The following is a 26,568-nucleotide window of genomic DNA, read 5'->3' on the forward strand; positions in this document are numbered from 1 at the left end:
TCGTCCCACCCCTCAGGAGGCGCCCGCTCGCGCGCGCACTCCTATCCGCACCAGCGCCGCACTCAAAGGAAAGAGCCGACATGACCCTCGCCTTCCACTGGTTCCTGCCCACCAACGGCGACAGCCGGGACATCGTCGGTGGCGGACACGGCGTACCGACCGGTGCCGCCGGGGGCGCCCGTCCGGCGAGCGTGGCCTACCTGGGGCAGATCGCCCGCACAGCGGAGCAACTCGGCTTCGTCGGCGCGCTCACTCCGACGGGCGCCTGGTGCGAGGACGCCTGGCTGAGCACCGCGATGCTCACCGAGGTGACCGAGCGCCTCAAGTTCCTGGTCGCCTTCCGGCCCGGGCTGCTGGCCCCCACGCTGGCCGCCCAGATGGCCTCGACCTTCCAGCGGCTGTCCCGGGGTCGACTGTTGCTCAACGTGGTCACCGGCGGCGAGTCGCAGGAGCAGCGGGCCTACGGCGACTTCCTGGACAAGGACGCCCGGTACGCGCGGTGTGACGAGTTCCTGGAGGTGGTGCGCGCGTTGTGGCGCGGCGAGACGGTCGACCACGCCGGCACCCACGTACGCGTCGAGCAGGCGCGGCTACACCGCCTGCCCGATCCGGTCCCGCCGGTCTACTTCGGTGGCTCCTCGGCCGCCGCGTTGCCGGTGGCGGTGCGGCACAGCGACGTCTACCTCACCTGGGGTGAGCCGCCGGCTCTGGTCGCCGCCAAGCTGGAGCGAGTCCGGGCGCTGGCTGCCGACGTCGGGCGCGAACTGCGCTTCGGCATCCGGCTGCACGTCATCGTCCGGGACACCGCCGAGCAGGCCTGGGCGCAGGCCCAGCGCCTACTCGAGGGAATCTCCGAGGCCGATATCAGGGCCGTGCAGGACGGGTTGCGCCGCAGCGAGTCCGAGGGGCAGCGCCGGATGCTCGACCTGCACGGCGGGTCCCGCGACGGCCTGGAGGTCGCACCCAACCTGTGGGCCGGGGTCGGGCTGGTCCGCGGTGGGGCCGGCACCGCGCTCGTGGGCAGCCACACCGAGGTCGCCGACCGGATCGCCGAGTACCACGCGCTCGGCATCGACGAGTTCATCCTCTCCGGCTATCCGCACCTGGAGGAGGCGTACTGGTTCGGAGAGGGCGTGCTGCCGATCCTTCGCGACCGCGGGCTGTGGCGGCACCCCGACGGTGAGGAGAGTGCGACGGCGCACGTCGACGTCCCCTTCGCCGGGTCGCGGGTGCCGGTGCCCGCAGCACGCTGACCGGGGCGCCCCGACGACCGGCAATCGCGCCTAGCTGGGGCGGCCGGCCGAACGACGGCTGGGGCGGCCGGCCGAACGACGGCTGAGCCGCCACGCCAAGAGGCTCACAAGCGTGCTGCCCACCGCCATTGCGAGCAGCACCAGAACCGCCCCGACGGCCCACAGCCCGCTGTCGTCGCTGGACGCCGCCTGCCACGTCCAGACCGCCGTGAAGGTCACCGTCATCACCGGCGCCACCAACCACGGGCTCAGCCGCGTACCGGCGAGCGCGGCCAGCACCACGAGCGTCAGCACGAGACCGATCACCTGCCACGGCTCATACGGCCCGCTGGTTGCGCCGGTCTGCGCATCGACCGTGTACTCGGTGTCCCGGCCCAACCAGAGCAACCACGCCCCGACCGTGGCCGCCGCCAGAAACAGACCGCCGAACAGTGCGCGCGTACCCCTCGTCGCCGTCATCCGGCGATAATGCCCCGCGCGGGCCAGAAGCGGAATGAGCACGGGCACCCAACTGTGGGCCGGCGGGATCTCAAAGGGACTGTTGCCCCGGCCGGTGGCGATCCTCTACGGTCTGCTCAGCGGTGGGCGGTGCGGTCCGCATCCGACCGGACACCGCCGGTTGCCCGTCACGCGGGCCGGGATGGTGGAGTCCCGGGACGCCCCGCCAACGGCGACTCGGCGGTCGTGTGACTCCAGCTCGTACCCCGGGCGGTGCTGCCCGGCGTGGCTCCCTGCGGGGCCGACGACGAGCCGGGCACGCCGATCCCACCGGGAGAAGCCCGTGTTTCTCAGCCCGCACGAGCAGGATCGCCTGCTCGTCCACGTCGCGGCCGATGTCGCCCGCCGCCGCCGCGAGCGCGGCCTGCGACTCAACTACCCCGAAGCCGTCGCTCTGATCACCGTGTTTCTGCTCGAAGGTGCCCGGGACGGCCGTTCGGTGGTCGATCTCATGTCCGCGGGCCGGACCGTGCTCGGTCGCGACGACGTCCAGGACGGCATCCCCGAGTTGCTGAGGGAGGTGCAGGTGGAGGCCACGTTCCCGGACGGCACCAAGCTGGTGACGGTGCACCACCCGATCCCGTGATCCCGGGGGAGATCCTGCCGGGAGCCGGCCCGGTCGAGATCAACACTGGCCGTCCGGTGACCACCCTGCTCGTGGTCAACACCGCCGATCGGCCGGTACAGGTGGGCTCGCACTACCACTTCGCCGAGTCCAACCCGGCGCTGGCGTTCGACCGGGACGCCGCGTGGGGGCAGCGGCTCGCCGTGCCGGCGGGCACCTCGGTCCGGTTCGAGCCGGGCATCAGCCGCAGTGTCGACCTCGTGCCGTTCGGTGGCGCGCGCATCGTGCCAGGACTGCGCGGGGAGTGTGCCGGGCCGTTGGACCCGCCGCCGGCCGACGGGTCACCACGATGAGCGCCGTGCGGCGGGACCGCTACATCGACCTGTACGGGCCCACGACCGGCGACCGGCTCCGGCTTGCCGACACCAACCTGCTGATCGAGGTGGAGACCGACCACTGTGTGGGCGGTGACGAGGCGGTCTTCGGCGGCGGGAAGGTGATCCGCGAGTCGATGGGGCAGTCCCGTGCGACCCGCGCCGAGGGGGCACTGGACACCGTCATCACCGGTGCGGTGGTGCTCGACCACTGGGGCGTGGTCAAGGCCGACGTGGGGCTGCGCGACGGGCGGATCGTGGCCCTGGGTCGGGCCGGAAACCCGGACACCATGCCCGGCGTTCATCCCGACCTGGTCATCGGCCCGTCGACCGAGGTGATCGCCGGTAACGGGCGGATCCTCACCGCCGGCGCGGTCGACACCCACGTGCACTTCATCTGCCCGCAGATCGTCACCGAGGCCCTGGCCAGTGGCGTCACCACGATGGTCGGCGGCGGCACCGGGCCGGCCGAGGGAACCCGGGCGACCACGGTCACCCCGAACGCCTGGCACCTGGCCCGGATGCACGAGGCCCTGGACACTCTGCCGGTCAACGTGCTGCTGCTCGGCAAGGGCAACACCGTCTCCAGCGAGGCGCTGTGGGAACAGTTGCGGGCCGGTGCGGGCGGTTTCAAGCTGCACGAGGACTGGGGCACCACGCCGGCGGCAATCGGCGCCTGCCTGCGGGTGGCGGACGCATCCGGGGTCCAGGTGTCGATCCACACCGACACACTCAACGAGGCCGGTTTCGTCGCCGACACCCTGCGTGCGATCGGCGGGCGGGCCATCCACTCGTACCACACCGAGGGAGCAGGTGGTGGCCACGCACCGGACATCATCACGGTGGCGAGTGAGCCGAACGTGCTGCCGTCGTCGACCAACCCGACCCGGCCGTACACCGCCAACACCCTTGCCGAGCACCTGGACATGTTGATGGTCTGCCACCACCTCAACCCGTCCGTGCCGGAGGATCTGGCCTTCGCCGAGAGCCGGATCAGACCGTCCACGATGGCCGCCGAGGACCTGCTGCACGACCTCGGGGCGATCTCCATCATCGGCTCCGACGCGCAGGCGATGGGCCGGGTCGGCGAGGTGATCATGCGGACCTGGCAGAGCGCGCACGTCATGAAGGATCGGGTCGGCCCGCTGCCGGGTGACGGCGCCGCCGACAATCACCGGGCCCGGCGGTACGTGGCGAAATACACCATCTGTGCGGCGATGGCCAACGGGTTGGAACACGAGGTCGGCTCGGTCGAGCCGGGCAAGCTCGCCGACCTGGTGCTCTGGGACCCGGCGTTCTTCGGCGTACGACCGCACCTGGTGCTCAAGGGCGGCATGATCGCGTACGCCCAGATGGGTGACGCGAACGCGTCCATCCCGACGCCGCAGCCGATGCTGCCGCGGCCGATGTTCGGCGCGTACGGCGCCGCGGCGGCCGCCACCAGCCTCGCCTTCGTGGCGCCGGCGGCCCTGGATGCAGGGCTCCGCCTGGACGTGCGACGCCGGGTCGTACCGGTGAACGACGTGCGGTCACGCGGCAAGGCCGACCTGCCGGAAAACAACGCGATGCCGCGAATCGAGGTGGACCCGGACACCTTCACCGTACGGATCGACGGCGTGGTGGTGGAGCCGGACCCGGTGACCCGCCTGCCGATGGCCCAACGGTATTTCCTCTTCTGATGGCGACGCCGAGCCTGCTGTTGCTGCTGGCCGACGGACGCTTCCCGGCCGGGGCGCACGCGCACTCCGGCGGCCTGGAGGCGGCCGTCGCCGCAGGCCGGGTCACCGACCTGGCCTCGTTGGAGGCGTTCCTCGCCGGACGGTTGGCGACCGCCGGGCTGGTCGGTGCGGCGTTCGCGGCGGCCGCACACCGGGCGGCGGTGCACGGGATCGCCGACGCGGCCGAGCCGGCCCGGTCCGCCGCGCGGTCGAGCGCGCTGGCCCGGCTCGACGCCGAACTGGATGCGCGTACCGCGGCTCCGGCGCTGCGGACGGTCTCCCGCCGGCAGGGCCGGGCGCTGCTGCGCGCCGGTCGCGCCATCTGGCCGGACGCGCCGTTCGGCGACCTGCCCGCGACGCCCTGCGGTGCACACCAGCCGCTGGTCCTCGGGCTGCTCTGCTCGGCGGCAGGGCTGTCCCGCATCGAAACCGCCACGATCGCCGCGTACGGGACGCTGACCGGTGCGGCCAGCGCCGGCGTACGCCTGCTCGGCCTCGACCCGTACCAGGTCCAGGCCCTGCTGGTCGGTCTTGCCGACGCCTGCGACGGCACGGCCGCCGACGCCGCGCAGGCCGCCGACGACCCACCGGAGCGACTGCCGGCCGCTGCCGCTCCGCTCGCCGACATTCATGCCGAAATCCATGCCACCTGGGAGGTGCGTCTCTTTGCGTCCTGACACTGTTGTGCCGAGCGCTGTGCCCACTGTCGAGCCGGACCCGCCGCCGCCGGCCGCCCCACCCCACGACGAGTCCGTCCCGCACACCCATCCCGAACCAGGGGTCGACCCACACCCGCCGTTGGCGCGGGCGGGTCGTGCTCTGCGGGTCGGCATCGGCGGCCCGGTCGGGTCCGGCAAGACGGCTCTGGTGGCCGCGCTCTGCCGTGCCTTCGCCGACGAGTTACGGCTCGGCGTGGTGACCAACGACATCTACACGACCGAGGACGCCGACTTTCTCAGGCGGGCCGGAGTGCTGGACCCGGCCCGGATCCGCGCGGTGGAGACCGGCTGCTGCCCGCACACCGCAATCCGCGACGACATCGGCGCCAACCTGGACGCCATCGACGAGCTGGCCGAGGCGGTCGGCCCGGTGGACCTGGTCCTGGTGGAGAGCGGTGGGGACAACCTGACCGCGACCTTCAGCCGGGGTCTGGTCGACCGACAGATCTTCGTGGTCGACGTGGCGGGAGGGGACAAGGTGCCCCGCAAGGGCGGGCCCGGGGTCACCGCCGCCGACCTCCTCGTGATCAACAAGACCGACCTGGCGCCGATGGTGGGCGCGGACCTCGCCGTGATGGAGCGCGACGCTCGGGCCCGTCGCGGTGACCTCCCGACCCTCTTTCTGTCCATCGTGGGCGACCCGACGGCCGGCCGGGTCGCCGACTGGATCCGGCACGAGCTGGCCCATCACGCGGCCCTGCACCCGCTCGCCGTGCCGGTCGGTCCGGTGTGATGCGAGCGCTGGCGCTGCTGGTCGCCCGGGCCGACGGTCGGGGCGGCACGGTCCTGGTCGAGTTGCACGGCGAAACGCCGCTACTGCTGCGCCAGACCCCGACCGACGGTGGTGTCGCCACGGTGCACCTCGTCGGCGGGGCGGCCGGCCCGATCGCTGGCGACGATCTGCGGCTGGACATCGAGGTGGGGCCGGGCGCGGCGGTCCGGGTGCACACCGTTGCCGCGTCGATCGCCCTACCGGGCCGGCCCGGTGCCGTGTCTCGGATGGCGGTGCGGGCGGAGGTCCATGCCGGCGCCACGCTGCACTGGCTACCCGAACAGCTGGTCGCGGCGGCCGGCTGCGCGCACCTCGCCGAATCGCGGATCGACCTGGCCGCCGGGGCGAGCCTGCAGTGGCGCGACGAGCTGATCTGCGGCCGGTACGGTGAGGCACCCGGCGGTGCCGTCGTGCACACCCAGGTCGACTACGCGGGCCGGCCCTTGCTGCGGCAGTCCCTGGCCGTGGGACCGCAGGCACCCGGCTGGGCCGGGCCTGCCGTGCTCGATGGCGCACCGGCCACCGGCTCGCTGCTGGTGGTGGACCCGTCGAGGCCCACCGAACCGGCGTATGTCCGGTCCGACGTGTCCGCCGCCCGGCTGCCACTGGCTGGAGGCCCGGCGACACTGTGGACCGCGACGGCCCCGGACGCCTACACCCTGCGCGCCCACCTCGCAGGCTAGGAGTTACCGCCCCGGCTGCCAACGCAGGTGGGCTGGCTGCGCGGTGTGGGCTGGCTGCGCGGTCGTGGCGGGCCGTGCGGTCGTGGCTGGACCTGCGCTGTGGCTGGCGGCACGGTGTGGTGGGCGTGCCACGCGGTGTGGGGGCTGGCGGCACGTGCGCACTGTCCCTGGTGTTGCTGGTCCCGTGCGCCGGGGCTGGTCGAGCGCCTGTTGCAGGCGCCCGGCACGAGCACCCAGCGACGGCGGTACTGCCTGAGAGCGGTATACCTGTGAGTCATATTTATGCCTCACAGGTATACCGCTCTCAGGTAACTTGCCGATCAGGCCAGCCTGCCGTGACAGCTAATCCAGAAGCCGCGTCCGCAGCCGCACCCCTCGGCCCCCGCCGCATCCCTCGTCCCCAGCCGCGCCGCTCGGGCGTGGCCGCGCCGCTCGGCCGTCGACGCGCCGCTCGGGTGCCAGCGCACCTTCGGCTGCTGGTGCCGGGTCGGCGAGTCTGGGGTCAGTGAGTGCGGGTCGGCGACTGTGCTGGCGTCGGCAGGGTCGCGGCGGCGAGCTGGGTCGCGGCGGCGAGCTGGGTTGCGGCGGCGAGCCGGGTTGCGGGGGGCGCGTGGCGGGCCGGGTCGAGGCGGTCGATCAGGTCGTCGAGCGCTCCGATCAGATCCGCGGCCGGCGGCACGTCCAGCTCGACGGCCTGCGAGATGCCCAGCTCGGCGAGGCTGGCCCGGACCCGCTCGTCGAGGCGGGCATGCTCGCGCCGACCCCGGGCCGTCAGATAGGCGCGGATCCGCCGGCGGTCCATCGGATCGATCCGACGGAAGACGAGGTTGCGGTCGACGAGCTGGTCGACCAGCTTGGTGAGGGTGCCCGGAGGCAGGGAAGCCTCGGTGGACACCTCGCTCATCGGGTGGCCCTGGCCGTCGGCGAGCAGGCAGAGCACCCGCCACCCCTCGATGGTCAGCGCGTCGTCAGCCAGAACGGCGCCCAACCGGCGGGAGAGCAGCCGTTCGGCGCGGGTGAGCGAGCGCAGCAGGTCGGCTGGCGCCCCGGGCACGTCTGACATGAAACTCCCTGGTCCGGTGGCCCTGTCATGTTACCGAGTCGTCCCGGCCCGTGGTGAGCTCTGGTCTTCCATCGCGGGCCGGGCAATCATGTGCACATGTCCGCGCCGGCACCGCCGTGGCTGACCGTCGACCGTGCCGTGGTCAGCATCGCGCTGGTCTACCCGATGCGCGGGCCGGCCGGCATGTTCGGCCCCACCTGCGAGCTGTGCGCGCAACTCGCAGTCGAGGAGATCAACCGGTGCGGCGGCGTGCTGGGTCGTGAGGTGCGGCTGGTGCCGGTCGACGGTGGCGCACCGCCGGCCGAGGTGGCCGCTGAGGTCGAGGCGCTGGTCTCGGTGGGGGCCGTGCAGGGGGTGACGGGGTGGCACATCTCCTCGGTGCGCCAGGCGCTGGCACCTCGCGTCGCGCACCGGGTTCCGTACGTCTACACCGCACTGTACGAGGGCGGTGAACGTACCGAGGGAGTCTTCCTGACCAGCGAGACACCGGATGCCCAACTATGGCCGGCGATGCGGCTGCTCGCCCGTGAGCAGGGGGTGCGTCGGTGGTTCGTGGTCGGTAACGACTACGTGTGGCCGCGTCGTACGACGAGGGCGGCCCAGCGTTACGCGCTGCGTGGCGGTGGGCAGGTGGTGGGCCAGCACTTCCTGCCGTTGGACGCGTACGACTTCAACGAGGTGTTGCGCCGCATCGAACACAGCGACGCGGACGCGGTGTTGATGCTGCTTGTCGGCGCGGACGCGGTGCGGTTCAACCGCGCGTTCGCCCGATCCGGGCTGGACCAACGCTGCCTGCGACTGAGCACGCTGATGGACGAGAACATGCTGCTGGCCAGCGGTGCCGGTGCGACCCGACGGCTGTACAGCACCGCGGGCTTCTTCGCCGGGCTGGTGACACAGGAGAACCTCGACTTCCATGGCGAGTTCGCCCGTCGATTCGGGATCGAGGCGCCGCCGCTGGGCAGCCTGGGGGAGTCCTGCTACGAGGGCGTGATGCTCCTCGCCGCGCTGATCGGCGAGGCCCGCACCCTCGACGTGCGGGCCATCGAGACCGCCGCCGACACCGTGGCATACCACGGGCCGCGCGGGCGGTTGCGGTTGCGGCGGCGGCACGTGCGTCAGCGCATCTACCTGGCCGAGGCCGACGGGCTCGACTTCACCGTGCTCGCCCAGCTCTGAGTCGGGCGCGGGCAGCCGGACCCTTGACAGCTCCACCCGAGCACGCCCTAAGATGCTTCCTGCGTGAAGTATCTGGCTCAGGGGTCAGATGCCACCAATGTGTGCCCATCGTCGGTGGAATCGACCACCGACCACTGTGGTGGCACCCTATTCCCGCTTTCTCGAACGGCCGACACCGTTATCTCGCAACGGTGTCGGCCGTCTTTTCGCGCGCGCTTGGTCGACCCCCCGGAAACAGTCAATTAAGGGCTGGGAAACACACGCGCAATCATGTCGGTCAACGCTTTCCCTGCCCATATCCGATCCGGTGCCTTGGCGGCGTCCACCCGTCGACCTCGGCATCGCCCACGCGTCAGCTCCACCGGACCGCACCGACCGTCCTTTCGCCACTTGAGTGCACCGCAGGGAGAGTAGATGTCACTATTCCGGGGCCGCCGCATCCTGGCGGGTGCCATGACCCTGGTCGCCGCGGCCGCGATGACCGCGTGCGGCAGCAAGACCACCGACGATCCGAGTGCGACAGGCGTCACCGCCGACGTCGCCGGCGACACCGTCAAGGTGGGCCTGCTCAACTCGCTCTCCGGGACGATGGCGATCAGCGAGGTCACCGTCCGCGACTCCATCATGCTCGCCGTCGACGAGATCAACGCAGCTGGCGGCGTCCTCGGCAAGAAGATCCAGCCGGTCGGTGAGGACGGCGCCTCGGACTGGCCCACCTTCGCCGAGAAGGCGGAGAAGCTCATCTCCGAGGACCGGGTCGCCGCCGTCTTCGGCTGTTGGACGTCGGCAAGTCGCAAGGCGGTCAAGCCGGTGTTCGAGAAGAACAAGGCGTTGCTGTTCTACCCGGTGCAGTACGAAGGGCTCGAACAGTCGCCCTACATCTTCTACACCGGCGCGACGACCAACCAGCAGATCGTTCCCGGGCTCGACTACCTCAAGGCGCAGGGCGCGAAGTCGGTCTATCTGGTCGGCAGCGACTACGTTTTTCCCCGCACCGCCAACAAAATCATCAAGGCGTACGCGGCCGCGAACGGGATGACCGTGCTGGGTGAGGATTACGCTCCGCTCGGATCCACCGAATTCGGCACCATCGTCAACAAGGTCAAAGCGTCCGACGCCGATGCTGTGTTCAACACCCTCAACGGCGACAGCAACGTGGCCTTCTTCAAGGAATACAAGTCGGCTGGCCTGACCGCCACCGCGCTGCCGGTGGTGTCGGTGTCGATCGCCGAGGAGGAGGTGAAGGGCATCGGCACCCAGTACCTGGAGGGCCAGCTGACCGCCTGGAACTACTACCAGACCACCCCTGGTGCGGCGAACTCGAAGTTCGTGGCCGCGTACAAGGCGAAGTACGGCGCGGACAAGCCGACAAGTGACCCGATGGAGGCCGCGTACGTCGCGGTGCACCTGTGGAAGGCGATGGTCGAGAAGGCTGGCGCGTTCGACGTGGAGAAGGTCCGTTCCGCCTCGGCCGGGATCACGTTCGAGGCGCCCGAGGGCATGGTCACCGTCGACGGGACGACCCAGCACATCGCCAAGACCGCCCGGATCGGCAAGATCGGCGCGGACGGTCTGATCACCGAGGTGTGGAACTCCGGAAAGCCGGTCTCCCCGGACCCGTACCTCAAGACCTATCCCTGGGCGAGTGGCCTGAGCTGACGACGCCGGCCCGGGCGGGGCGCGTTGCCGCGCGGTCAGCCCGGGCCACCCGACCAGCAGTACGGAGTACCCACCGTGACAGTCCTCTTCGGTCAACTCTTCACTGGCATCAGCATCGGCGCGGTGCTGCTGCTCATCGCGCTCGGCCTCGCGCTGACCTTCGGTCAGATGAACGTGATCAACATGGCGCACGGTGAGTTCATCATGGCCGGCGCGTACACCACCTATGTCCTGCAACAGAGCATCACCGGGGCTGGCTGGTCGCTGGTGGTCGCACTGCCGGTGGCGTTCGTGGTCGCCGGCACGATGGGCGTCCTTCTGGAGGTGCTGCTCATCCGCCGGCTCTACGCCCGACCCCTGGACACCCTGCTGGTCACCTGGGGCGTCTCGCTGATGCTGCAGCAACTGGCCCGCGATGTCTTCGGCAGCCCGAACGTGCAGACCCGTGCCCCCGAGCTGCTGACCGGCAACGTGGCGCTGCCCGGCGGGCTGACCATCGCCAACAACCGGCTGTTCATCCTGGCCCTGGCGCTGGCCGCCGTCGCGGCGCTCACCCTGGCGCTGCGGCTCACCCCGCTCGGGCGTCGCATCCGGGCCGTGGTGCAGAACCGCGACCTCGCCGCGGTGTCCGGCATCCCCACCGCCCGGGTCGACCGGACGACCTTCTTCATCGGCTCCGGCCTGGCCGGGCTCGCCGGTGTGGCGCTCACCCTGCTCGGTCCGATCGGCCCGACCATGGGCACCAATCTGATCATCGACGCCTTCCTGGTCGTCGTGGTCGGCGGAATCGGCCAGCTCAAGGGCAGCGTGATCGTCGCCTTCGCCCTCGGCGTGCTCCAGGCCACCGGGGAGTACCTGACCACCCTCAGCGTCGCCAAGGTGATCGTGTTCGTGGCGATCGTCGCGTTCCTCCAGTGGCGGCCACAGGGCCTGTTCACCCTGCGGACCAGGAGCCTCGCATGACCGCCGTCACCCCTGCGCCCCCCAGCACCGCCACCTTGCCGGCACCCAGCGGCGCGGCACCTCCGGCCCGGCCCGGGGGTCGATTCCGGCTGCGGACGGCTGCCGGCTTCGCGTTCGGCGCGGCGCTGCTGTTCGCCGTGGCGCCACTGGTGTTGTCGGACTTCCGGTTGTCCCTGCTCGCCAAGTACCTCTGCGTCGCCATGGTCGCGGTCGGCATCGGGATCGCCTGGGGACGGGGCGGGATGCTCACCCTCGGCCAGGGCGTCTTCTTCGGCCTTGGCGGCTACGCGATGGCCATGCACCTCAAGCTCGCCGACGCGGGCCCGGGTGGGATGCCCGACTTCATGCTGCTGTACGGGCAGCTCGACGAACTGCCCGTGTGGTGGAGACCGTTCGCCAGCCCGTGGTTCGCGCTGCCCGCGACGGTGCTGCTGCCGATGGTTGTCGCCTTCGGGCTCGGCTCGCTGGTCTTCCGCCGCCGCGTCCGAGGTGCGTACTTCGCCATCCTCAGCCAGGCGCTCGCCGCCGCGATGGTGATCCTGCTGATCGGGCAGCAGGGCACCACGGGGGGCACCAACGGGCTCACCGACATCAAGGGCTTCTTCGGCTACGACCTGGACGACCCGGTCAACCAGCGGATGGTCTACTTCATCATCGCCGGGGCGCTGCTGGCGTTGCTCGCGCTGACCCGCCAACTGATCCACAGCCGCTACGGCGAGCTGCTGGTGGCGGTCCGCGACGGTGAGGAGAGGGTCCGCTTCCTCGGCTACGACCCGGCGTCGGTCAAGCTCGTCGCGTACGTCGTCGCGGCTGGTATGGCAGGCCTGGCCGGGGCGCTGTTCGTGCCGGCGGTGGGCATCATCTCGCCCGCGCTGATCGGCATCGTCCCGTCGATCGAGTTCGTCATCGGGGTTGCGGTGGGCGGGCGAGCGACCCTGCTCGGTCCAGTGCTCGGCGCGGTGGCGGTGGCCTGGGCGCGTACCACTCTGTCGGAGCGCTTTCCCGGCACCTGGACGTACCTGCAGGGCCTGCTCTTCGTGGTGGTGGTGGCGTTCCTCCCCGGCGGCCTGGCGTCGCTGTGGGCGCTGGCCCGCCGTCGTGACGGCGGCGCGCAGGCGCGGCGACGCGGGTGGTCACCACTGGGTCGGCGTCGCGCCGAGCGGACGGAGGTGCCGGCGGCATGAGCGGCGAGCGGCTGGACGGCTTGTCCGTCCGTGACGTGCGGGTCAGCTTCGACGGGTTCACCGCCGTCGACGGCGTCTCGTTGGAGGTGCCCGCCGGAGACATCCGGTTCCTGATCGGGCCGAACGGTGCCGGTAAGACCACCCTGGTCGACGCGATCACCGGCCTCGTCCGGGCCACCGGTTCGGTCCGGTTCGGCGACCACGAGTTGCTCGGTCGGCCGGTGCACCGGATCAGCCGGTTGGGCATCGGGCGGACCTTCCAGACCTCGACGGTCTTCGAGGAGCTGTCGGTGCTGCAGAACCTCGACATCGCGGCGGGTGCCCGCCGCAGCTGGGCGACCCTGGCCCGTCGCCGCCGGGACGTTCCCGACGAGGTGGCCGCCGCACTGGAGACCATCGGGCTGGCCGAGCGGGCCGACCACCTCGCCGGGACGCTCGCGCACGGCCAGAAGCAGTGGCTGGAGATCGGGATGCTGCTGGTGCAGGACGCGCGACTGCTGCTGCTCGACGAGCCGGTCGCCGGGATGAGCCACGAGGAACGCGACGCCACCGGTGCCCTCCTGGAGACGGTGAGCCAGGACCGCACGGTCGTCGTGATCGAGCACGACATGGACTTCCTGCGCCGGTTCGCGCGCAGCGTCACCGTGCTGCACGCCGGTCGGGTGCTCAGCGAGGGCACGGTGGCGCAGGTCCAGGCGGACCCGCGCGTGCAGGAGGTCTACCTGGGCCACCCGGTCGACGCTGGGTCGGCCCACACCGGACTGGAGGCATGATGCTGACGCTGCGAGGGGTGCACGCCGGGTACGGGCGCTCTCGGGTGCTGCACGGTGTGGACCTCACCGTCCCGCCCGACGGGGTGGCCGCGGTGCTCGGGCACAACGGCGCCGGTAAGAGCACCCTGCTGCGGGTCGCGGCCGGCCTGCTGCGCCCGAGCACCGGCATTGTCGAGCTGGACGGCGAGGACGTCACCCGCCTCGGGCCGCACGAGCGGGTGGCGCGGGGGATGGCGTACGTCCCGCAGGGCCAGCAGTGCTTCCCGCACCTGACCGCTTCGGAGAATTTGCGGCTGGTCGCCGATGGGCGGCGCGACGGTGCGGTCGCCACGGCGGAGGTGCTGGATCTCTTTCCGGCGCTGCGCCCGCTGCTGCGGCGTCGAGCGGGTTTGCTCTCCGGCGGTCAGCGTCAGCAACTGGCCATCGCCCGGGCGCTGATCACCCGGCCGCGGCTGCTGATGCTCGACGAGCCGACTGAGGGCATCCAACCGTCGGTGGTCGCGGAGATCCAGGAGCGGATCGTCGAGTTGACCCGACAGTCCGGTTTCAGCGTGCTCCTCGTCGAGCAGCACCTGGGTTTCGCGCTGCGGGTGGCGAACCGCTATCACGTACTGGAATCCGGCCGGGTCACGTCGCACGGCGACGGGGGTGTCACCGCGGAACGGGAGGTCCGTGCGGCCCTGGCGGTGTGAGGCGGCGACGCGGCCGAGTGGTCAGGTCTTCGGTGCGGGCCCGGTCGAGTCGCGGACGACCAACAGGTGCCCGGTGGGTCGACGGCGGGGGCGTATCGAGCGTGGCTTGAGTGCGAGGGTGAGCGCGGTGCGGCCCATCTCGGTCATCGGCAGGCGGATGGTGGTGAGGCTGGGCGCGAGGTCGGCCGCCACGGAGACGTCGTCGAAGCCGACGACGGACATCCGCGCGGGCACGGGCACACCGCGGGACCGCAGCGTCGACAGCACACCCATGGCCATCGCGTCGTTGAGCGCGATGATCGCTGTCGTTCCCGGATGCTCGTTGAGGATCTGCTCGGTGGCCGCACGCCCGCCACCGCGCGTGAAGTCGCTGTGGACGACGGCGAGGTCGGCGGGGGACTGCCCGCGCTGCCGCAGGGCCGATGACACGCCGGCCAGCCGATCGGCGACCGTGGTGAGACCGGCGCTGCCCGCGGCGACCGCGATCCGCCGGTGGCCGAGATCCATCAGGTGCTGGGCGAGTGCGAAACCGCCGGCCTCGTTGTCCGGCAGGACGGCGTCGATGCCGAGCGCGTGTCGTCCGATGGCCGCGGCGCGTCCGCCGTGGTCCTGGAACGCGGCCAACTCGGCGCGGGCCGCAGCCTCCACCCGTGGGTCGTCGTAGCCTGAACCGCTGATCAGCACGATGCCGACCCGTTGGGCGATCAGGTGGCGCAGCTGTTGCAGCTCGTAGCTGGGGTCGCGCCCGGACTGGCAGATCTGCACCAGCAGCCCCTGTTCGGCGGCGAGGTGGATGACACCGGCGGCGATCTCGGAGAAGTACGGGTCGTCGACCTGGTGGACGATCAGGCCCACGGTGGAGCTGGCCCCGCTGGCCAGGGTGCGGGCGTACGGGTTGGCGACGTATCCCAGCTCGCGTGCGATCTGCCGGATCTTCTCGGCCACCTCGGCGCTGACTCCCTCGCGGCCGGCGAGGGCGCGGGACGCGGTCGCCAGCGAGACGGCGGCGTGTTCGGCCACGTCCACCAGGCGTGGCCGCTGGTTGGCCCTGGGCATCCGCAACCCCCGAAGATATTCATGTCATGCGATCTATTGCCAGTGGCGTTCATCGAAGCCTAGGGTACGTAAGCGCTTACGTAAGCGCTTACGTGACCGGCATCAGCATGCCGCGAAGTGAGGTGAACGCCCATGTCCAGGGCCCGACGAGTCGCCGTCTCCCTCCTGGCGGTCGGCGCGCTGACCGGCGCCGGGGCGCCCCCGGCGCAGGCGGATCGCAGCAGCTCGCACGACGTCCACCCGGCCCTTCGAGCGCACCTGGTCGCCGCGTACGACTTCGACCACCCGGTGCCCGGCGACCCCGCGCTGGAACGCGACCAGGGCCGCTCCGGCACCGAAATCGAGCTGATCAACGGCGGTGCCGCAATGCGGGTGCCGGACCACGCGTACCGGGGCAGCCGCAACGCGGTGCGGACGCGGCAGGTCGACCCGGCGGTAGCCGGCAACGACGACTGGAAGGCTGGCACCTGGTCGGCCAGCGGGGTGCGGACGCTGCGTGCCTTCAGCGCCAACCGTGGCACCACCGTGATGGGCTGGTTCAAGCTGGACATGGACAGCCCGCTGCCCAACTCCACCACCTCCGACCCGAACGACCGGTACAACGCGATCGGGCTGGCCGGTGTGCTGACCGGCGACTCTGACGGCCACGGCGTCCGCGCCCTGCTGGAGCTGATCGACGTCGACGGGGAGCTGCGTCTCGTCGCGCTCGGTCGACGCCTCGACGGCGGCAACTCCCAGACCTTCGCCGCGAACCGGGACTGGCGGGAGCTGCTGCCGGTGGGGGAGTGGGTGCATCTCGCCGCCACCTTCGACTTCGGCACCGGCGCCCTTGCCCTCTACCGCAACGGCGAGCCGGTGGAGGGCTTCTACACCCGCACCGACGACCCGTGGCTGGTGTCGGGGCCTGGCCCGCACGTGACCACGGCATCCGACCCTCGGGGCATCAAGATCGGCGGAAGCTTCCCCCAGGACACGCTGGAGCGCAACCCGTGTGACTGCCGCATGGACGGCCTGATGTTCCTCGACAGTGTGGTCTCCGCGACCGACGTGCGGAGGCAGTACCGCCACCTGGCCCGCTGACCACCCTCGGCACCGTCCCACCGAGAAGGAGACACGCGTGCTCATCCCCCATCGCCGCGCCGGCGGAGTCCGCCGGTTGGCGCTGACGGCCGGACTCGCCGCCCTCGTGCTGGTCCTGTCCACCCTGGTCGCCACACCCGCCCAGGCCGCCGACGCGGTCTACGACCCGGTCCCCGAGATGCCGATCCAGTCCCGGCTCGGGCTGGTCCTCAGCGAGTACACAAGCCTTCCGCAGTCACAACCCACTCCGGCCCCGACGGATCAACGTCTCATGCGCACCGCACGGATCAACACCATCATGGAGCTGCCCGACGGCTCCGGCCGACGCGCGGTGCCCGATCTGAACGGCAACCTCTACCTGGTCGAGAGCGGCGTACCGCACGTCTACCTCGACGTGGCGGCGACGTTCGCGCCACGGTTCTTCTCCGGCCGTGGTCTCGGCCAGGGCTTCGGGTACGTCGCCTTCCACCCGGAGTTCGGCGCGAACGGCCGGTTCTACACCATCCACACCGAGCTGGCCTCGGCGGCGACGAGCACGCCGCCGGACTACGCCCAGCCGAACGCCATCTACCACGGTGTCATCACCGAGTGGACGGCGACCGATCCGAGGGCCGCCACGTTCGCCGGTAGCCGGCGTGAGGTCCTGCGCATCGGCTTCGGCGGCCAGGTGCACGGTATCCAGGAGATCAACTTCAACCCCACGGCCAAGCGCCACGACGCCGACTATGGGCTGCTGTACCTCGCCGTCGGCGACGGCGGCCAGGGCGCGCGCAACACCGATCCGCAGAACCTGGGCCTGCCGCACGGCAAGCTGCTGCGCATCGACCCCCGGGGCGCCAACTCCGCGAACGGGCGGTACGGCATCCCGCCCCGCAACCCGTTCGTCGGCAAGACCGGCGCGCTCGGCGAGATCTACGCCGTCGGCTTCCGGGACCCGCACCGGTTCAGCTGGGACCGGGCCACCGGCCGGATGTACCTGGGGCACATCGGCGAGCACGCCGTCGAGGCGATCTACGAGGTTCGCGCCGGCGACAACTTCGGCTGGAGTGAGCGCGAGGGGTCGTTCGTCTTCGACAAGGCGGCCACGAACCCCTGCGACCGGCTGTTCCCTCTGCCCGCCGACGACAACCGTTACGGCTACACGTACCCGGTCGCCGCGTACGATCATGACCCCGCCGCGGGCTGGAACTGCACCGACGACGTCGGCGTCGCGGTGGCCGGCGGGTTCGTCTACCGGGGACGCGCCCTGCCCGCGCTGCGCGGCAAGTACGTCTTCGGTGACCTGGTCGACGGTCGGGTGCTCTACACCGAGGCGAACGAGATGCGCCGCGGCCGTGGCCTGGCCCCGATCCACCAACTCGCGCTCTTCGACGCGGCGGGCGGCCCAGTCCGGATGCGGGACCTCTCCAGGCCCGGTGCGCCGGGCGACCCCAACCGGGTGGATCTGCGCTTCGGCACGGACGCCGCCGGTGAGCTCTATCTGGTCGCGAAGGCCAATGGGAAGATCTGGAAGGTGACCGGGACCAGGGAGTTCGCCACCGGCGACGTCGGCCACACCACCCTGCGCCGCACCGCCGGGGCGTCGAACTGGGCGCCGGTGACCCCGGCGAAGTGGCAGTTCACCCACGATGAGGTCATCCTCGCGGAGGCCGGGGAGAGCCGGCCGGGCCCCCGCCGTCCCTTCGAGTACGCGGTGCTGACCGCAGGCCCGACGTGGTCGTCGGTGCAGGTCGACGCCCGGGTACGCCTCGACACCCCGGTCGAGGTCACCAACCGTGACGTGATCATCGTGTTCGGCTGGCGGTCGGACACCGAGTTCTACTACGCCCACCTGTCCACCGACAACACGATCTATCCGCACAACGGCATCTTCAAGGTCGACAACGCGGACCGGGAGCGGATCGACCACCAGTGGAACGGCCGGTCCCGCGGTGCCAACCCAGCCATCACCGATGCCAAGTGGCACAACGTCCGGGTGGTGCACCTGCCGGCCACCGGCGAGATCGCGGTCTACGTCGACGGACACAAGGACCCGCTGTTGACGGCGAACGACACCACGTTCGGCTCGGGGCGGGTGGGCTTCGGCTCCTTCGACAACGTGGGCCGACTGCGGAACCTGACCGTCACCGGCACACCGGCCTGAGCCTCGTCGCGGTGGGGGCGCCAGCCCTCTGCTGCGGCTGGCCCGCCATGCCGATGTGCTGTTGAGCGATATGCCTCAGAGGTATGAATATGACTCTGAGGCATATCGCTCACTGTCGCATCCGCCCCCACGGAGGTGACCGACGGTCACCGCTGCCGAGCGGTAGCCCGGGGCCCGGCGGCGCGCTTGGCCGACCTGACCCGCCGGGCCCGGTCCGGTTCGTAGAATCCCTGCCATGCCGGAGATCGTCGAGTTGCTGGCCTCGCCCGTGCACCGCTTCCTGGGCCGGCCCTCCGACGGCCCGGCGCCGGCCCCGCCCGGTGAGCTGGTCGACGTGGTCCAGATCCGGGCCGGCCTCGGCATCGTCGGCGACCGGTACTTCGGCCAGCAGGCGCACCGCGACGCCAGCGTCACGGTCATCGCCCAGGAGTCCTTGCCGGTCGGCATCGGCCTAGCCGAGGTCCGGCGCAACATCCTCACCACGGGGATCGCCGTGGACGAGCTGATCGGCAAGGTGCTGATCCTGGACTCCGGAGACGGCCCGGTCAGCCTGCGGGTCAACCGGGCCGCCCGGCCCTGCGCCTGGATGGACGTCACCGTCGGCCCGGGAACATGGAAGGCGCTGCGCACCACGGGCGGCATCCGCTGCACGCCACTCAACGACGGCACCCTGCGCGTCGGCCTGATCGACGCCGTGGTGAGCTGAGGAAACGACTCGACGGTAACGCCCCCAATGGCGGCCAGGCTGGCCGATTCGGCGAGGTGACGCTCCCGCGCGCCGGTGCGTGGTAGAACCAACACGCGCACGGGTTCGGAGGTCTGCGGGGCAGACCCCGGCGTGCCGGACGGGACCCGATTCGAACAGAGGTGGTGAATTGATCCCCGAGCTGCGGCAGCTCATCGAGGAGTTGCGGGCGGACCTGGCCGACCAACCGGCGAGCCTGGTGTACGCCGAGTTTGGCGAGGGTGCCGCCATCGATGCCGTACCGGCAGGTCTCCCGGCCGATCTGCGGGACCTGCTGCTGGTGGCCGACGGGCTGCGCGGTGGTCGGGTCGAGGTGGCGTCCACGTCGACCCTCGCGGGAATGCAGTACCACCTCGACTATGCGCCGGACTTCTCGTCCATCCCCGAGGACCGGGCTGGCTGGCTGGTGGTGGGCACCCGCAGCGACGAGCCGATCTTCATGGATCGCGGCACGGGTGCCATCTGGTATTTCCCGCCGAACGGCACCGAGTGGTTCATGTCCGACGCGTTCGAGGAGATTGCCCCCGACCTCGGCTCCTTCGTGGATTACTACCTGCTCGGCCCGGGCTATGCCGAGCTGACCCCCGCGGACGACCGGTGGTTCGCGTTCCTCGATGAGCAGGGCCTGCTCGACGAGGAGGACGAGGACGTGACCTGGGTCAGACCGGGCTGACGTGTGCGGCGAGGACCCGCCAGCCGTGCGGGTCGTCGTGGACCCAGGTCCGGGTGTAGCGCAGGCGCGCCGCGAACGCCGTCCCCTCGGACACCCCAGCCACCCTGCCCAGGAAGAACGTCACCCCGGTGGACCCGACGACGAGCAGGTCCAGTTCCTCCTCGACCAACTCCTCCACCACCGAGCGGCGGTCCCGGTATGCGGCCAGGTCATCCTGCTTGGTGTACGTGCGGCCGTCCGGACCGATGGCGATCAACTGGTCGACGAGCAGCTGATCGAGGGCGGCCACGTCGCCGGCCCGCTGAGCGGCCTGCAGGGTGCGCTCGGCATCGAGCAGCTCTGCCTCGCGTGCGCTGTCCGGCATCGTGCCGTCCTCCCGATCGGGCGTCACCCCGGGTGTCACCGTCGGCCCGGTCTGTCCGCATTGTGGCAGCCAACGTGGCCCGAGTGGGTGTGGATCGCCGCTCAGGTCACAGGCTCAGGCGAATACGTACGACGGTCTCCCCGGGACAGGTGAGCACGGCGACCTCGTCGCAGACCCGCTCTACGATCGCCAGCCCTCGACCCCGGATCGCATCGGCGGCGGGCATGCCCCGACCCAACGCTCGCGTTGGCCCCTGATCGACGACGTCGCAGAACAGTTGGCCCGACTCGGCCCAGAGCCGGACTCGGCCGCCGCCGGTGGTGTGCTGCAACGTGTTGGTGGCCAACTCGCTGATCGCCAACGTCAGCAGCTCCACCCGATCGGGCGGCAACCCTCGGGCCAGCGCCCCGGCGCTGACGAACCCGCGTAGCGTGCGAACGTCGGTCGCCACCTCGTACGACATGGTGTCCGCGACGTGGGCGGGGACGCTCTGCTCGGCCACGGTCTCCGGTCGATCGGCCGGCATCAGCCCGCCAGCTGCGGGTCGCCGGTGAGCGTCACCACGATCGGCCCGGGTGCCGTGGACGTGCGAGCCTCGAAGTGCGCCATCGGGCAGCAGCAACCCTTCTCGTAGCGACAGCTGTTGTCGGGCACATCATGTCACCCGCCGGCACGAAAGCTGTCCCGCCCTTTCGGGGGTCGATCAGACGCGGGCCGGGTCGACGGTGCGCCGTCGGCCTGGTATCGAAGCCCGTCAGGGGGCGGGGTCGAAGACGATGGACTCGCTCAGCTCGCGCCACCGCTCGTCGGACGCGGCAAGGGCCTCGGCGGCAGCCGAGGCGCCCGCCACGGCGTCGGCGCCGAGCAACAACCGGAGGGGCGGGTCGTCGACCCGGCTGATCCGGATGATCGCCTGGGCGGCCCGGACCGGGTCACCCGGCTGGGTGCCGCTGGTCTGACGAAGCCGCTGCACAGCCGGGTCGATGACCGGCCGGTACGGTTCGCTGATCGGCAACATGCTCATCGACGAGCCGGCCCAGTCGGTGCGCAGCCCGCCCGGCTCGACGCTGGTGACCCGAATCCCGAACGCCGCGACCTCCTTGGCGAGCACCCCGGAGAAGCCGCTGACCGCCCACTTGGCCGACTGGTACGCGCCCAGACCGGTGCTGGCGACCCGGCTGCCGACGCTGGAGATCTGCAGGATGTGCCCACGCCCCTGATCACGCATCGTGGGCAGGGCGGCGCGGGACAGGTTGACCACCCCGTGGAAGTTGGCCTCGATCTGAGCCCGGAAGGCGTCCTCCGGCATGTCCTCGATCGAGGCGACATCGGCGTAGCCGGCGTTGTTGACCAGGACGTCCAGGCTCCCGAACGTGTCCACGGCGGTGCGTACGGCAGTGTGGGCGGCGGCCGGGTCGGTGACGTCGAGGGCTATCGTCCGGACCTGGTCGCCGTACTCGTCGACCAGGTTGTCGAGCTGGGCCGGGTTGCGCGCGGTGGCGACGAGCTGGTCGCCGTCGGCCAGCACCGCCTGGGCGAGCGCCCGACCGAGCCCTCGGGAGCAACCGGTGATGAGCCAGACTCGTGGCACGTCGTCTCCTCCTGGCGGGCGGGTCTGCGGCTGCTACGGGCGGATGTCCAGGGCGCCGATCAGGTTGTCGCGCAGTGTGAACCGGTACCGCAGCTCGATCGGACTGCCGGGAAAGTCACCGGACACCCGGGTGAGGACCAGGTACGAGTCGCCCGCCTGCGGCGTGACACGAACCGGCTCGGCAGTGTACGAGTAGGCATCCATCGTCTTCTGCCGCCAGGCGCGGATCGAGGGCCGCCCGTCGTACAGCCGGTCCTCGTCGGCAACGCTCGCGGTGTCCGCGAAGCAGGCGACGAAGGCATCCAGGTCCCGGTCGTCGACGGCCCGGAAGTACCTGTCGATCACGTCGGGCAGGTCGACCGCCATTCGCTCCTCCTGCGGCACGGGCCGCCGTCGGGCAGCCGTCGGGTTCCCGGTCCGACCTCACCGTACGAGAAGCAGACGGCACCGCGCGGAGCAACCAACAGAACGGCCGGGCCGACGGACGATCCGCCCGCCGGCCCGGTCGTCCCGCCGCGCGATCAGCGCTTGCGGGCCACGGCGCAGTAGCCGTCCAGGTCAGCCGGGGGGCCGTCCTGCTCGGGCCGCCAGTGGGTGAACGGCACCAGGCCGGGCTCGACCAGATCCAGGCCGTCGAAGAACCGGGCGATCCGCTCCGGGCTGCGCAGGTGGTACGGCAGCGCGCCGCTCTCGTTGTACTGCCGGTGCGACTCGACCACAGCCTCGCTGGTGTCGGTGCCGTCGGAGAGCGCCAGGTAGCTGCCGGGCGGGACCGCGTCGAGCAGCGCCCGGATGATGGCGACCGCCTCGTCGTCGTCGCCGACGTGCCCCAGCACACCGAACAGCAGGACCGCGACGGGCTGGTCGAGATCGAGATGATCGGCGGCCTCCCGGAGCACCGCCTGTGGGTCACGCAGGTCGGCGTGGACGTACCGAGTCAGCCCTTCCGGGCTGCCTACCAGCAGCGCCCGCGCGTGGGCCAGCACCATCGGGTCGTTGTCGACGTACACGACGCGGCTCTGCGGGTTGACCCGCTGGGCCACCTGGTGGGTGTTGTCGGCGGTGGGCAGCCCGGTGCCGACGTCCAGGAACTGGCGGATCCCGGCCTCACCGGCGAGGAACCGAACCGCGCGGGACAGGAACGCCCGGGACTCCCGCGCCGTCTCGATCATCGCGGGGAAGAGTTCGCGGACCTGCTCGCCGGCGAGTCGGTCGATCTCGAAGTTGTCCTTGCCGCCCAGCCAGTAGTTCCAGATCCGGGCGGAGTGCGGCACGCTGGTGTCGATCTTGTGTTGGTCGGTGGTCGGGAGGGGGCTGGCTTCTGCCATCGGCGTCCTTCCGCTCGGGGGTGGGGAAGACACAGGGGACGATCATGCCCGGACAGGCCACCAATCGCCAAAGCGGACAACCGCGCCGACTGCCGGGTTTGCCGTCGGTTGACCCGGGTAGCCACGCGTTTCCGAAAACGAAGGGCGGAGGCATGGCCGAGCTGGCATTCATCGACAAGGTTGCCGCGCGGGCGGGCGTTTCGCCGGAGCAGGCGCGTCCACTGACCGAGGCGGTTCTGCGGACCCTCACCGAGCGACTCAGCGGCGGTGAGGCGGGTGCGCTCGCCCCCCACCTGGCCGACGAGCTGAGCCCGCTGCTGGTCAAGGCCGCCGAGCCGCCGGAAGCGTTCGGCTACGACGAGTTCCTGCGCCGGGTGGCCGACCGCGCCGGGATCGACCGGCCCGCCGCCGAACGGGGTGCGCGGGCCGTCCTGCAGACGATGCACCGGGTGGTCGGGCACCGGGAGTTCGAGGACACCCTGGCCCAGCTCCCGTCGGATCTGCGGGCGCTGGCGCAGCCGCTGCCGCACGGCCCCTGACCGGCCGCCGACGGAGTGGGGCCTGACCGGTCACCCGGGTCAGGCCCCGTCCGTCGTCAGCTGGCGCCGATGACCCACTTCTGGTGCGCGGCACCGGAGTTGGTGCCGATCTGGATCTGGGTGCCGTTGGCGGTGCCGCCGCCAGCGGCCTCCAGGACCTTGCCCGACTGCGGGTTGCGGATCGACCCGTCGGACTGCGGCTGCCACACCTGCGAACCGGTGCCGTTGCACGTCCACAGCTGCACCTTCGTGCCGTCGGCGGTGCCGGCGTTGTCCACGTCGAGGCACTTGCCCAGGGCGCGGTAGGTGTCCCCGACCCGGGTCCACGACTGCGCGGCGGTGCTGTTGCACGTCCACAGCTGCACCTTCGTACCGTCGGCGGTGCCCGCGTTGTCGATGTCGAGACACTTGCCGCCGACGCCGGTGATGCTGCCCGGGACACCGCTGGCGCTCGCGTACACCTCCAGCTCGTAGATGCGGGCGGCGGTGTCGCTGGTGCTGGTCGGGGCGGTGATCGCCAATCGAATGTGGCGGGTGGCCGGCGCGACGACGTCGTGTGTGGTGGTGCTCGCCGTGTTGCCGGTCACGGTGGCACGGGTGGTCCAGGTCGTGCCGTCGGCGCTGGACGCGACGGTGAAGTCCCGGGTGTTCCACGCGGTGTCCTCACCGCCCGCGCCGGCGTGCTTGACCACCACCCGGTTCACCGTGTGGCTGGCCCCCAGGTCCACCTGGAGGAACTTCGTGGTGCCCTTCGAGCACCACTTGTCGCTGTTGCCACCGGTCACGCTGCCGTTGACGGCCTTGGCCGGGGTCTCGGCCGTCGAGCAGGAGCTGTCCGCGACCGCCGGCTTGTTGAGTGCCAGGTTGGTCCCGCCGGTCGGCGGTGGGGTGACGCCCGGGATGGCGTTGAGCGTGTACCACGCCTCGGTGCTCCACAGTGACTGGCCGCTCGTCGACGTGAACGGGCGAGGTGAGCGCAGGTGGACCGCCCGTCCGGCCTTGCGACCGGCCACCGCGAGGGTGACCTTCTTACCGTCCGCGGAGAGGGTGGCCGAGGTGACGGTCAGCGTCTCCTCGTCGATCTTCGGGCCGCCGTAGTTCGCGGTCGCCTCGTACCGCCATTGCTTGATTTTGTAGTGCGCCGCCAGGTCGGCGGCGGTCTCCGCCGAGACCGGCTGGGTGTACTCCACCTCGAAGCCGGCCGTGGTGGCCCGCATGGCGAGCATCTCGAACGCGGTGGTGCTGTTCGGGGTGAGCTTCTGCAGGCCGTACGACAGCTTGCCGCTCTGACCCCAGTTGCCGTCCGCACCGAGCCCGCCGACGTAGATCGCGCCGTCCGGGCCGAGGTTGACCTCCGAGACGCCCGCCTCCAGGCCCTGGCTGAGCCGGAACAGGGCGCCCTGGTACTCGCCGTTGACCTTCTCCACGGAGGCCCGCTGCAGGCCGCCGTACGTCACGTCGCCGATGACGAACTGGCCGGCGTAACGACCGCTGGTCAGGTAGAGCGGTGTGCTGGGCGAGTTGGCGATCTCGTTCTGTGGCATCCACAGCACCGGCGGGGTGACCGGGTTGCTGTCGAACGGGCCGGCCGGCGTCATGTAGTGGTTGAAGAACCGGCCCTGCTTGACGTGCAACAGCTTCGACGAGGGCAGCCAGCCGCCCTGGTTGTCGGTGACGAAGATGCCGCCCTCCGGGCCCCAGCCGATGCCGTGCGGGGTACGCAGGCCGCCGGCGACGTAGCTGACCGCGCCGGTGTCCTTGCTGACCTTGATGGTGGTGCCGCGGTTGGGGGCGGGCTGCGGGACCGTGGTGGCGCCGCCGTAGTCGATCGACACCGAGAGGTTCACGTAGAAGAACCCGTCCTGGTAGAGCAGGCCGAACGCGAACTCGTGGAACTTGCCGCCGTACGGCCAGGTGGCGACAGTTTCCAGCCGCTCGGCGACCTCGTCACCGCCGGTGTTGACCAGCCGGGTCAGCCGCTGCTTCTCCGAGACGTAGACCACCCCGTCGACGACCTTCAGGCCCATCGGCTCCTTGAGTCCTCCGGCGATCTTCTTGGTGGTCACGGCGCCCGGAGTGGTCGCACCGCCGGTGTTGCCGAGGATCCAGACCTCACCGTCCTGGGAGGTGCCGGACTGGTCGCTGCCGCCCCAGGTCGAGATGACCAGCCGGCCGTCGGCCAGCCAGTCCATCCCGGTGACCTTCGGCTGGAAGCCGCTGGGCCGCAGATTGGTCAGCGTGTAGCCGGGGTGCACCCCGGTCAGCGGCAGGCCGTCGCCGGGGGTGTCGGCGATGCCCTCGCATTCCTTGCGGCCCGGCGCGGTCACCCGGACCACACCGGCATCGGTGCTCAGCGCCGAGTTCGGTACGACGACGAAGGACGACGAGCCGGGCGTCCTCCACTCCAGGGTGATCTGTTGACCACCGCCACGCTCGAAGTGGTCGATGCGCAGCGGGTGCAGCCCGGCGGTGAGGGTGACCGTGCCCTCCTTGGGCGGGGTGGCGCCGTGCAGCCCGTCGTGGTTGATCACCACGGCGTTGTCGATCGACAACCTGGACCCGTCGTCGCTGCTGAGCCGAAACGTGTAGCTGCCGGCCTGGGTGGTGGTGATGTTGCCGAGCACCTGCGAGACGAAGTTGTCCTCGAAGCCGAAGTCGGCCGCCGAGGTCCAGTTGATCGTGGACATCAGCTTGTCCACGTTCGGGGTCTGCGCGGGTTTGAGGACGCAGAGTTCGGAGAGCGGCACCTGCACGTCGAAGACGCGCAGCGTGACCCCCGGTTCCTGCTCGGGGGCGGCGCTGGCGGGGGCGGCGCTGGCGGTGGCGGCGGTGGCGGGGGCGGCCCAGAGGCCGGCGGTGAGGACGAGTGCCAACGCACCCAGGGCGGGACTGCGGAGTCGGCGTAGCAGGCGTGTGCCCATCGTTCCTCCAGGAGGGAGCGGAGTGTCCGACGG

The 26,568-nt window shown here is 71.0% G+C and carries 28 protein-coding genes; 18 read left to right on the plus strand and 10 right to left on the minus strand.

Features of this window, described 5'->3' with window-relative positions; all coding sequences use genetic code 11:
- Positions 1-80: 80 nt before the first annotated feature.
- Positions 81-1,253 (plus strand): LLM class flavin-dependent oxidoreductase, encoded by a 1,173-nt coding sequence (locus ACLQ28_RS09900; protein WP_425685920.1) that lies wholly within the window; start codon positions 81-83, stop codon positions 1,251-1,253.
- A gap of 30 nt (positions 1,254-1,283) precedes the next feature.
- Here ACLQ28_RS09900 and ACLQ28_RS09905 read toward each other — a convergent pair whose 3' ends face one another.
- Positions 1,284-1,712: a hypothetical protein gene (locus tag ACLQ28_RS09905; protein WP_425685921.1), complete on the minus strand. Its 429-nt coding sequence runs from the start codon at positions 1,710-1,712 to the stop codon at positions 1,284-1,286.
- Between the two features lie 322 nt (positions 1,713-2,034).
- On the opposite strand from ACLQ28_RS09905, the gene ACLQ28_RS09910 reads away from it, so the two are divergent.
- Genes ACLQ28_RS09910 through ACLQ28_RS09935 form a run of 6 tightly spaced genes read left to right on the plus strand, consistent with a single transcriptional unit; the run spans position 2,035 to position 6,582 of the window.
- The gene (locus ACLQ28_RS09910) at positions 2,035-2,337 is read left to right on the plus strand and encodes an urease subunit gamma (RefSeq protein ID WP_425685922.1); all 303 of its coding nucleotides are present in this window, start codon (positions 2,035-2,037) and stop codon (positions 2,335-2,337) included.
- On the plus strand, positions 2,334-2,669 hold the full coding sequence (locus ACLQ28_RS09915) for an urease subunit beta (protein WP_425685923.1): 336 nt from the start codon (positions 2,334-2,336) through the stop codon (positions 2,667-2,669). The genes ACLQ28_RS09910 and ACLQ28_RS09915 overlap by 4 nt, the downstream gene beginning before the upstream one ends.
- The gene (locus ACLQ28_RS09920; RefSeq protein WP_425685924.1) at positions 2,666-4,369 is read left to right on the plus strand and encodes an urease subunit alpha; all 1,704 of its coding nucleotides are present in this window, start codon (positions 2,666-2,668) and stop codon (positions 4,367-4,369) included. The genes ACLQ28_RS09915 and ACLQ28_RS09920 overlap by 4 nt, the downstream gene beginning before the upstream one ends.
- Positions 4,369-5,085: an urease accessory protein UreF gene (locus ACLQ28_RS09925; RefSeq protein ID WP_425685925.1), complete on the plus strand. Its 717-nt coding sequence runs from the start codon at positions 4,369-4,371 to the stop codon at positions 5,083-5,085. Before ACLQ28_RS09920 ends, ACLQ28_RS09925 begins: the two co-directional genes overlap by 1 nt.
- Positions 5,075-5,860 carry an urease accessory protein UreG gene (ureG, locus tag ACLQ28_RS09930; protein WP_425685926.1) on the plus strand — a complete coding sequence of 262 codons (786 nt, stop codon included), beginning with the start codon at positions 5,075-5,077 and terminating at the stop codon, positions 5,858-5,860. The genes ACLQ28_RS09925 and ureG overlap by 11 nt, the downstream gene beginning before the upstream one ends.
- Positions 5,860-6,582 carry an urease accessory protein UreD gene (locus tag ACLQ28_RS09935; protein WP_425685927.1) on the plus strand — a complete coding sequence of 241 codons (723 nt, stop codon included), beginning with the start codon at positions 5,860-5,862 and terminating at the stop codon, positions 6,580-6,582. The genes ureG and ACLQ28_RS09935 overlap by 1 nt, the downstream gene beginning before the upstream one ends.
- Positions 6,583-7,084: 502 nt before the next feature.
- On the opposite strand, the gene ACLQ28_RS09940 is transcribed toward ACLQ28_RS09935, so the two are convergent.
- Positions 7,085-7,645 (minus strand): MarR family winged helix-turn-helix transcriptional regulator, encoded by a 561-nt coding sequence (locus tag ACLQ28_RS09940; RefSeq protein ID WP_425685928.1) that lies wholly within the window; start codon positions 7,643-7,645, stop codon positions 7,085-7,087.
- Between the two features lie 96 nt (positions 7,646-7,741).
- Here ACLQ28_RS09940 and ACLQ28_RS09945 point away from each other — a divergent pair, with 96 nt between their 5' ends.
- The 6 genes from ACLQ28_RS09945 to urtE all read left to right on the plus strand — a co-directional run bounded on the left by ACLQ28_RS09945 (position 7,742) and on the right by urtE (position 14,095).
- Positions 7,742-8,824, plus strand: coding sequence for a substrate-binding domain-containing protein (locus ACLQ28_RS09945; protein WP_425685929.1), 1,083 nt, complete (start codon positions 7,742-7,744; stop codon positions 8,822-8,824).
- 414 nt (positions 8,825-9,238) lie between these two features.
- The gene (gene urtA, locus ACLQ28_RS09950) at positions 9,239-10,483 is read left to right on the plus strand and encodes an urea ABC transporter substrate-binding protein (RefSeq protein WP_425685930.1); all 1,245 of its coding nucleotides are present in this window, start codon (positions 9,239-9,241) and stop codon (positions 10,481-10,483) included.
- 75 nt (positions 10,484-10,558) lie between these two features.
- Positions 10,559-11,446 carry an urea ABC transporter permease subunit UrtB gene (gene urtB, locus ACLQ28_RS09955; protein ID WP_425685931.1) on the plus strand — a complete coding sequence of 296 codons (888 nt, stop codon included), beginning with the start codon at positions 10,559-10,561 and terminating at the stop codon, positions 11,444-11,446.
- Entirely contained in the window at positions 11,443-12,630 is a 1,188-nt protein-coding gene (gene urtC / locus ACLQ28_RS09960) for an urea ABC transporter permease subunit UrtC (RefSeq protein WP_425685932.1), read from the plus strand. The genes urtB and urtC overlap by 4 nt, the downstream gene beginning before the upstream one ends.
- Complete coding sequence (gene urtD / locus ACLQ28_RS09965; RefSeq protein ID WP_425685933.1) at positions 12,627-13,403, plus strand: urea ABC transporter ATP-binding protein UrtD; 777 nt, start codon at positions 12,627-12,629, stop codon at positions 13,401-13,403. Before urtC ends, urtD begins: the two co-directional genes overlap by 4 nt.
- Positions 13,403-14,095 (plus strand): urea ABC transporter ATP-binding subunit UrtE, encoded by a 693-nt coding sequence (gene urtE, locus ACLQ28_RS09970; RefSeq protein ID WP_425685934.1) that lies wholly within the window; start codon positions 13,403-13,405, stop codon positions 14,093-14,095. Before urtD ends, urtE begins: the two co-directional genes overlap by 1 nt.
- Positions 14,096-14,116: 21 nt before the next feature.
- Here the strand turns inward: urtE and ACLQ28_RS09975 are convergent, their stop codons facing one another.
- Positions 14,117-15,151 carry a LacI family DNA-binding transcriptional regulator gene (locus tag ACLQ28_RS09975; protein ID WP_425686249.1) on the minus strand — a complete coding sequence of 345 codons (1,035 nt, stop codon included), beginning with the start codon at positions 15,149-15,151 and terminating at the stop codon, positions 14,117-14,119.
- Between the two features lie 132 nt (positions 15,152-15,283).
- Between ACLQ28_RS09975 and ACLQ28_RS09980 the strand changes: the two genes are divergently transcribed.
- From ACLQ28_RS09980 to ACLQ28_RS09995, 4 genes are all read left to right on the plus strand, one after another.
- Positions 15,284-16,231 carry a LamG-like jellyroll fold domain-containing protein gene (locus ACLQ28_RS09980; protein ID WP_425685935.1) on the plus strand — a complete coding sequence of 316 codons (948 nt, stop codon included), beginning with the start codon at positions 15,284-15,286 and terminating at the stop codon, positions 16,229-16,231.
- A gap of 37 nt (positions 16,232-16,268) precedes the next feature.
- A complete protein-coding gene (locus tag ACLQ28_RS09985) occupies positions 16,269-18,374 on the plus strand; it encodes a PQQ-dependent sugar dehydrogenase (RefSeq protein WP_425685936.1) in 2,106 nt (701 codons plus the stop codon).
- A gap of 235 nt (positions 18,375-18,609) precedes the next feature.
- Positions 18,610-19,080 (plus strand): molybdenum cofactor biosysynthesis protein, encoded by a 471-nt coding sequence (locus ACLQ28_RS09990; RefSeq protein WP_425685937.1) that lies wholly within the window; start codon positions 18,610-18,612, stop codon positions 19,078-19,080.
- A gap of 169 nt (positions 19,081-19,249) precedes the next feature.
- Entirely contained in the window at positions 19,250-19,792 is a 543-nt protein-coding gene (locus ACLQ28_RS09995; protein WP_425685938.1) for an SUKH-4 family immunity protein, read from the plus strand.
- On the opposite strand, the gene ACLQ28_RS10000 is transcribed toward ACLQ28_RS09995, so the two are convergent.
- The 6 genes from ACLQ28_RS10000 to ACLQ28_RS10025 all read right to left on the minus strand — a co-directional run bounded on the left by ACLQ28_RS10000 (position 19,779) and on the right by ACLQ28_RS10025 (position 23,075).
- The gene (locus tag ACLQ28_RS10000) at positions 19,779-20,156 is read right to left on the minus strand and encodes a nuclear transport factor 2 family protein (protein ID WP_425685939.1); all 378 of its coding nucleotides are present in this window, start codon (positions 20,154-20,156) and stop codon (positions 19,779-19,781) included. The two genes, ACLQ28_RS09995 and ACLQ28_RS10000, sit on opposite strands and share 14 nt — an antisense overlap.
- A gap of 106 nt (positions 20,157-20,262) precedes the next feature.
- Entirely contained in the window at positions 20,263-20,682 is a 420-nt protein-coding gene (locus tag ACLQ28_RS10005) for an ATP-binding protein (protein WP_425685940.1), read from the minus strand.
- Positions 20,682-20,810, minus strand: a complete 129-nt coding sequence (locus tag ACLQ28_RS10010) for a hypothetical protein (protein WP_425685941.1) — start codon at positions 20,808-20,810, stop codon at positions 20,682-20,684. The genes ACLQ28_RS10005 and ACLQ28_RS10010 overlap by 1 nt, the downstream gene beginning before the upstream one ends.
- 100 nt (positions 20,811-20,910) lie before the next feature.
- On the minus strand, positions 20,911-21,747 hold the full coding sequence (locus ACLQ28_RS10015) for an oxidoreductase (protein WP_425685942.1): 837 nt from the start codon (positions 21,745-21,747) through the stop codon (positions 20,911-20,913).
- A 33-nt stretch (positions 21,748-21,780) separates the two neighbouring features.
- Entirely contained in the window at positions 21,781-22,113 is a 333-nt protein-coding gene (locus ACLQ28_RS10020) for a nuclear transport factor 2 family protein (protein WP_425685943.1), read from the minus strand.
- Between the two features lie 155 nt (positions 22,114-22,268).
- The gene (locus tag ACLQ28_RS10025) at positions 22,269-23,075 is read right to left on the minus strand and encodes an SAM-dependent methyltransferase (protein WP_425685944.1); all 807 of its coding nucleotides are present in this window, start codon (positions 23,073-23,075) and stop codon (positions 22,269-22,271) included.
- A 152-nt stretch (positions 23,076-23,227) separates the two neighbouring features.
- On the opposite strand from ACLQ28_RS10025, the gene ACLQ28_RS10030 reads away from it, so the two are divergent.
- Positions 23,228-23,614 carry a DUF2267 domain-containing protein gene (locus tag ACLQ28_RS10030; RefSeq protein ID WP_425685945.1) on the plus strand — a complete coding sequence of 129 codons (387 nt, stop codon included), beginning with the start codon at positions 23,228-23,230 and terminating at the stop codon, positions 23,612-23,614.
- 56 nt (positions 23,615-23,670) lie between these two features.
- Here ACLQ28_RS10030 and ACLQ28_RS10035 read toward each other — a convergent pair whose 3' ends face one another.
- Positions 23,671-26,535: a ricin-type beta-trefoil lectin domain protein gene (locus tag ACLQ28_RS10035; RefSeq protein WP_425685946.1), complete on the minus strand. Its 2,865-nt coding sequence runs from the start codon at positions 26,533-26,535 to the stop codon at positions 23,671-23,673.
- Positions 26,536-26,568 lie beyond the last annotated feature (33 nt).

This window comes from Micromonospora sp. DT201 (genome assembly GCF_049841575.1).
Classification (GTDB): domain Bacteria; phylum Actinomycetota; class Actinomycetes; order Mycobacteriales; family Micromonosporaceae; genus Micromonospora.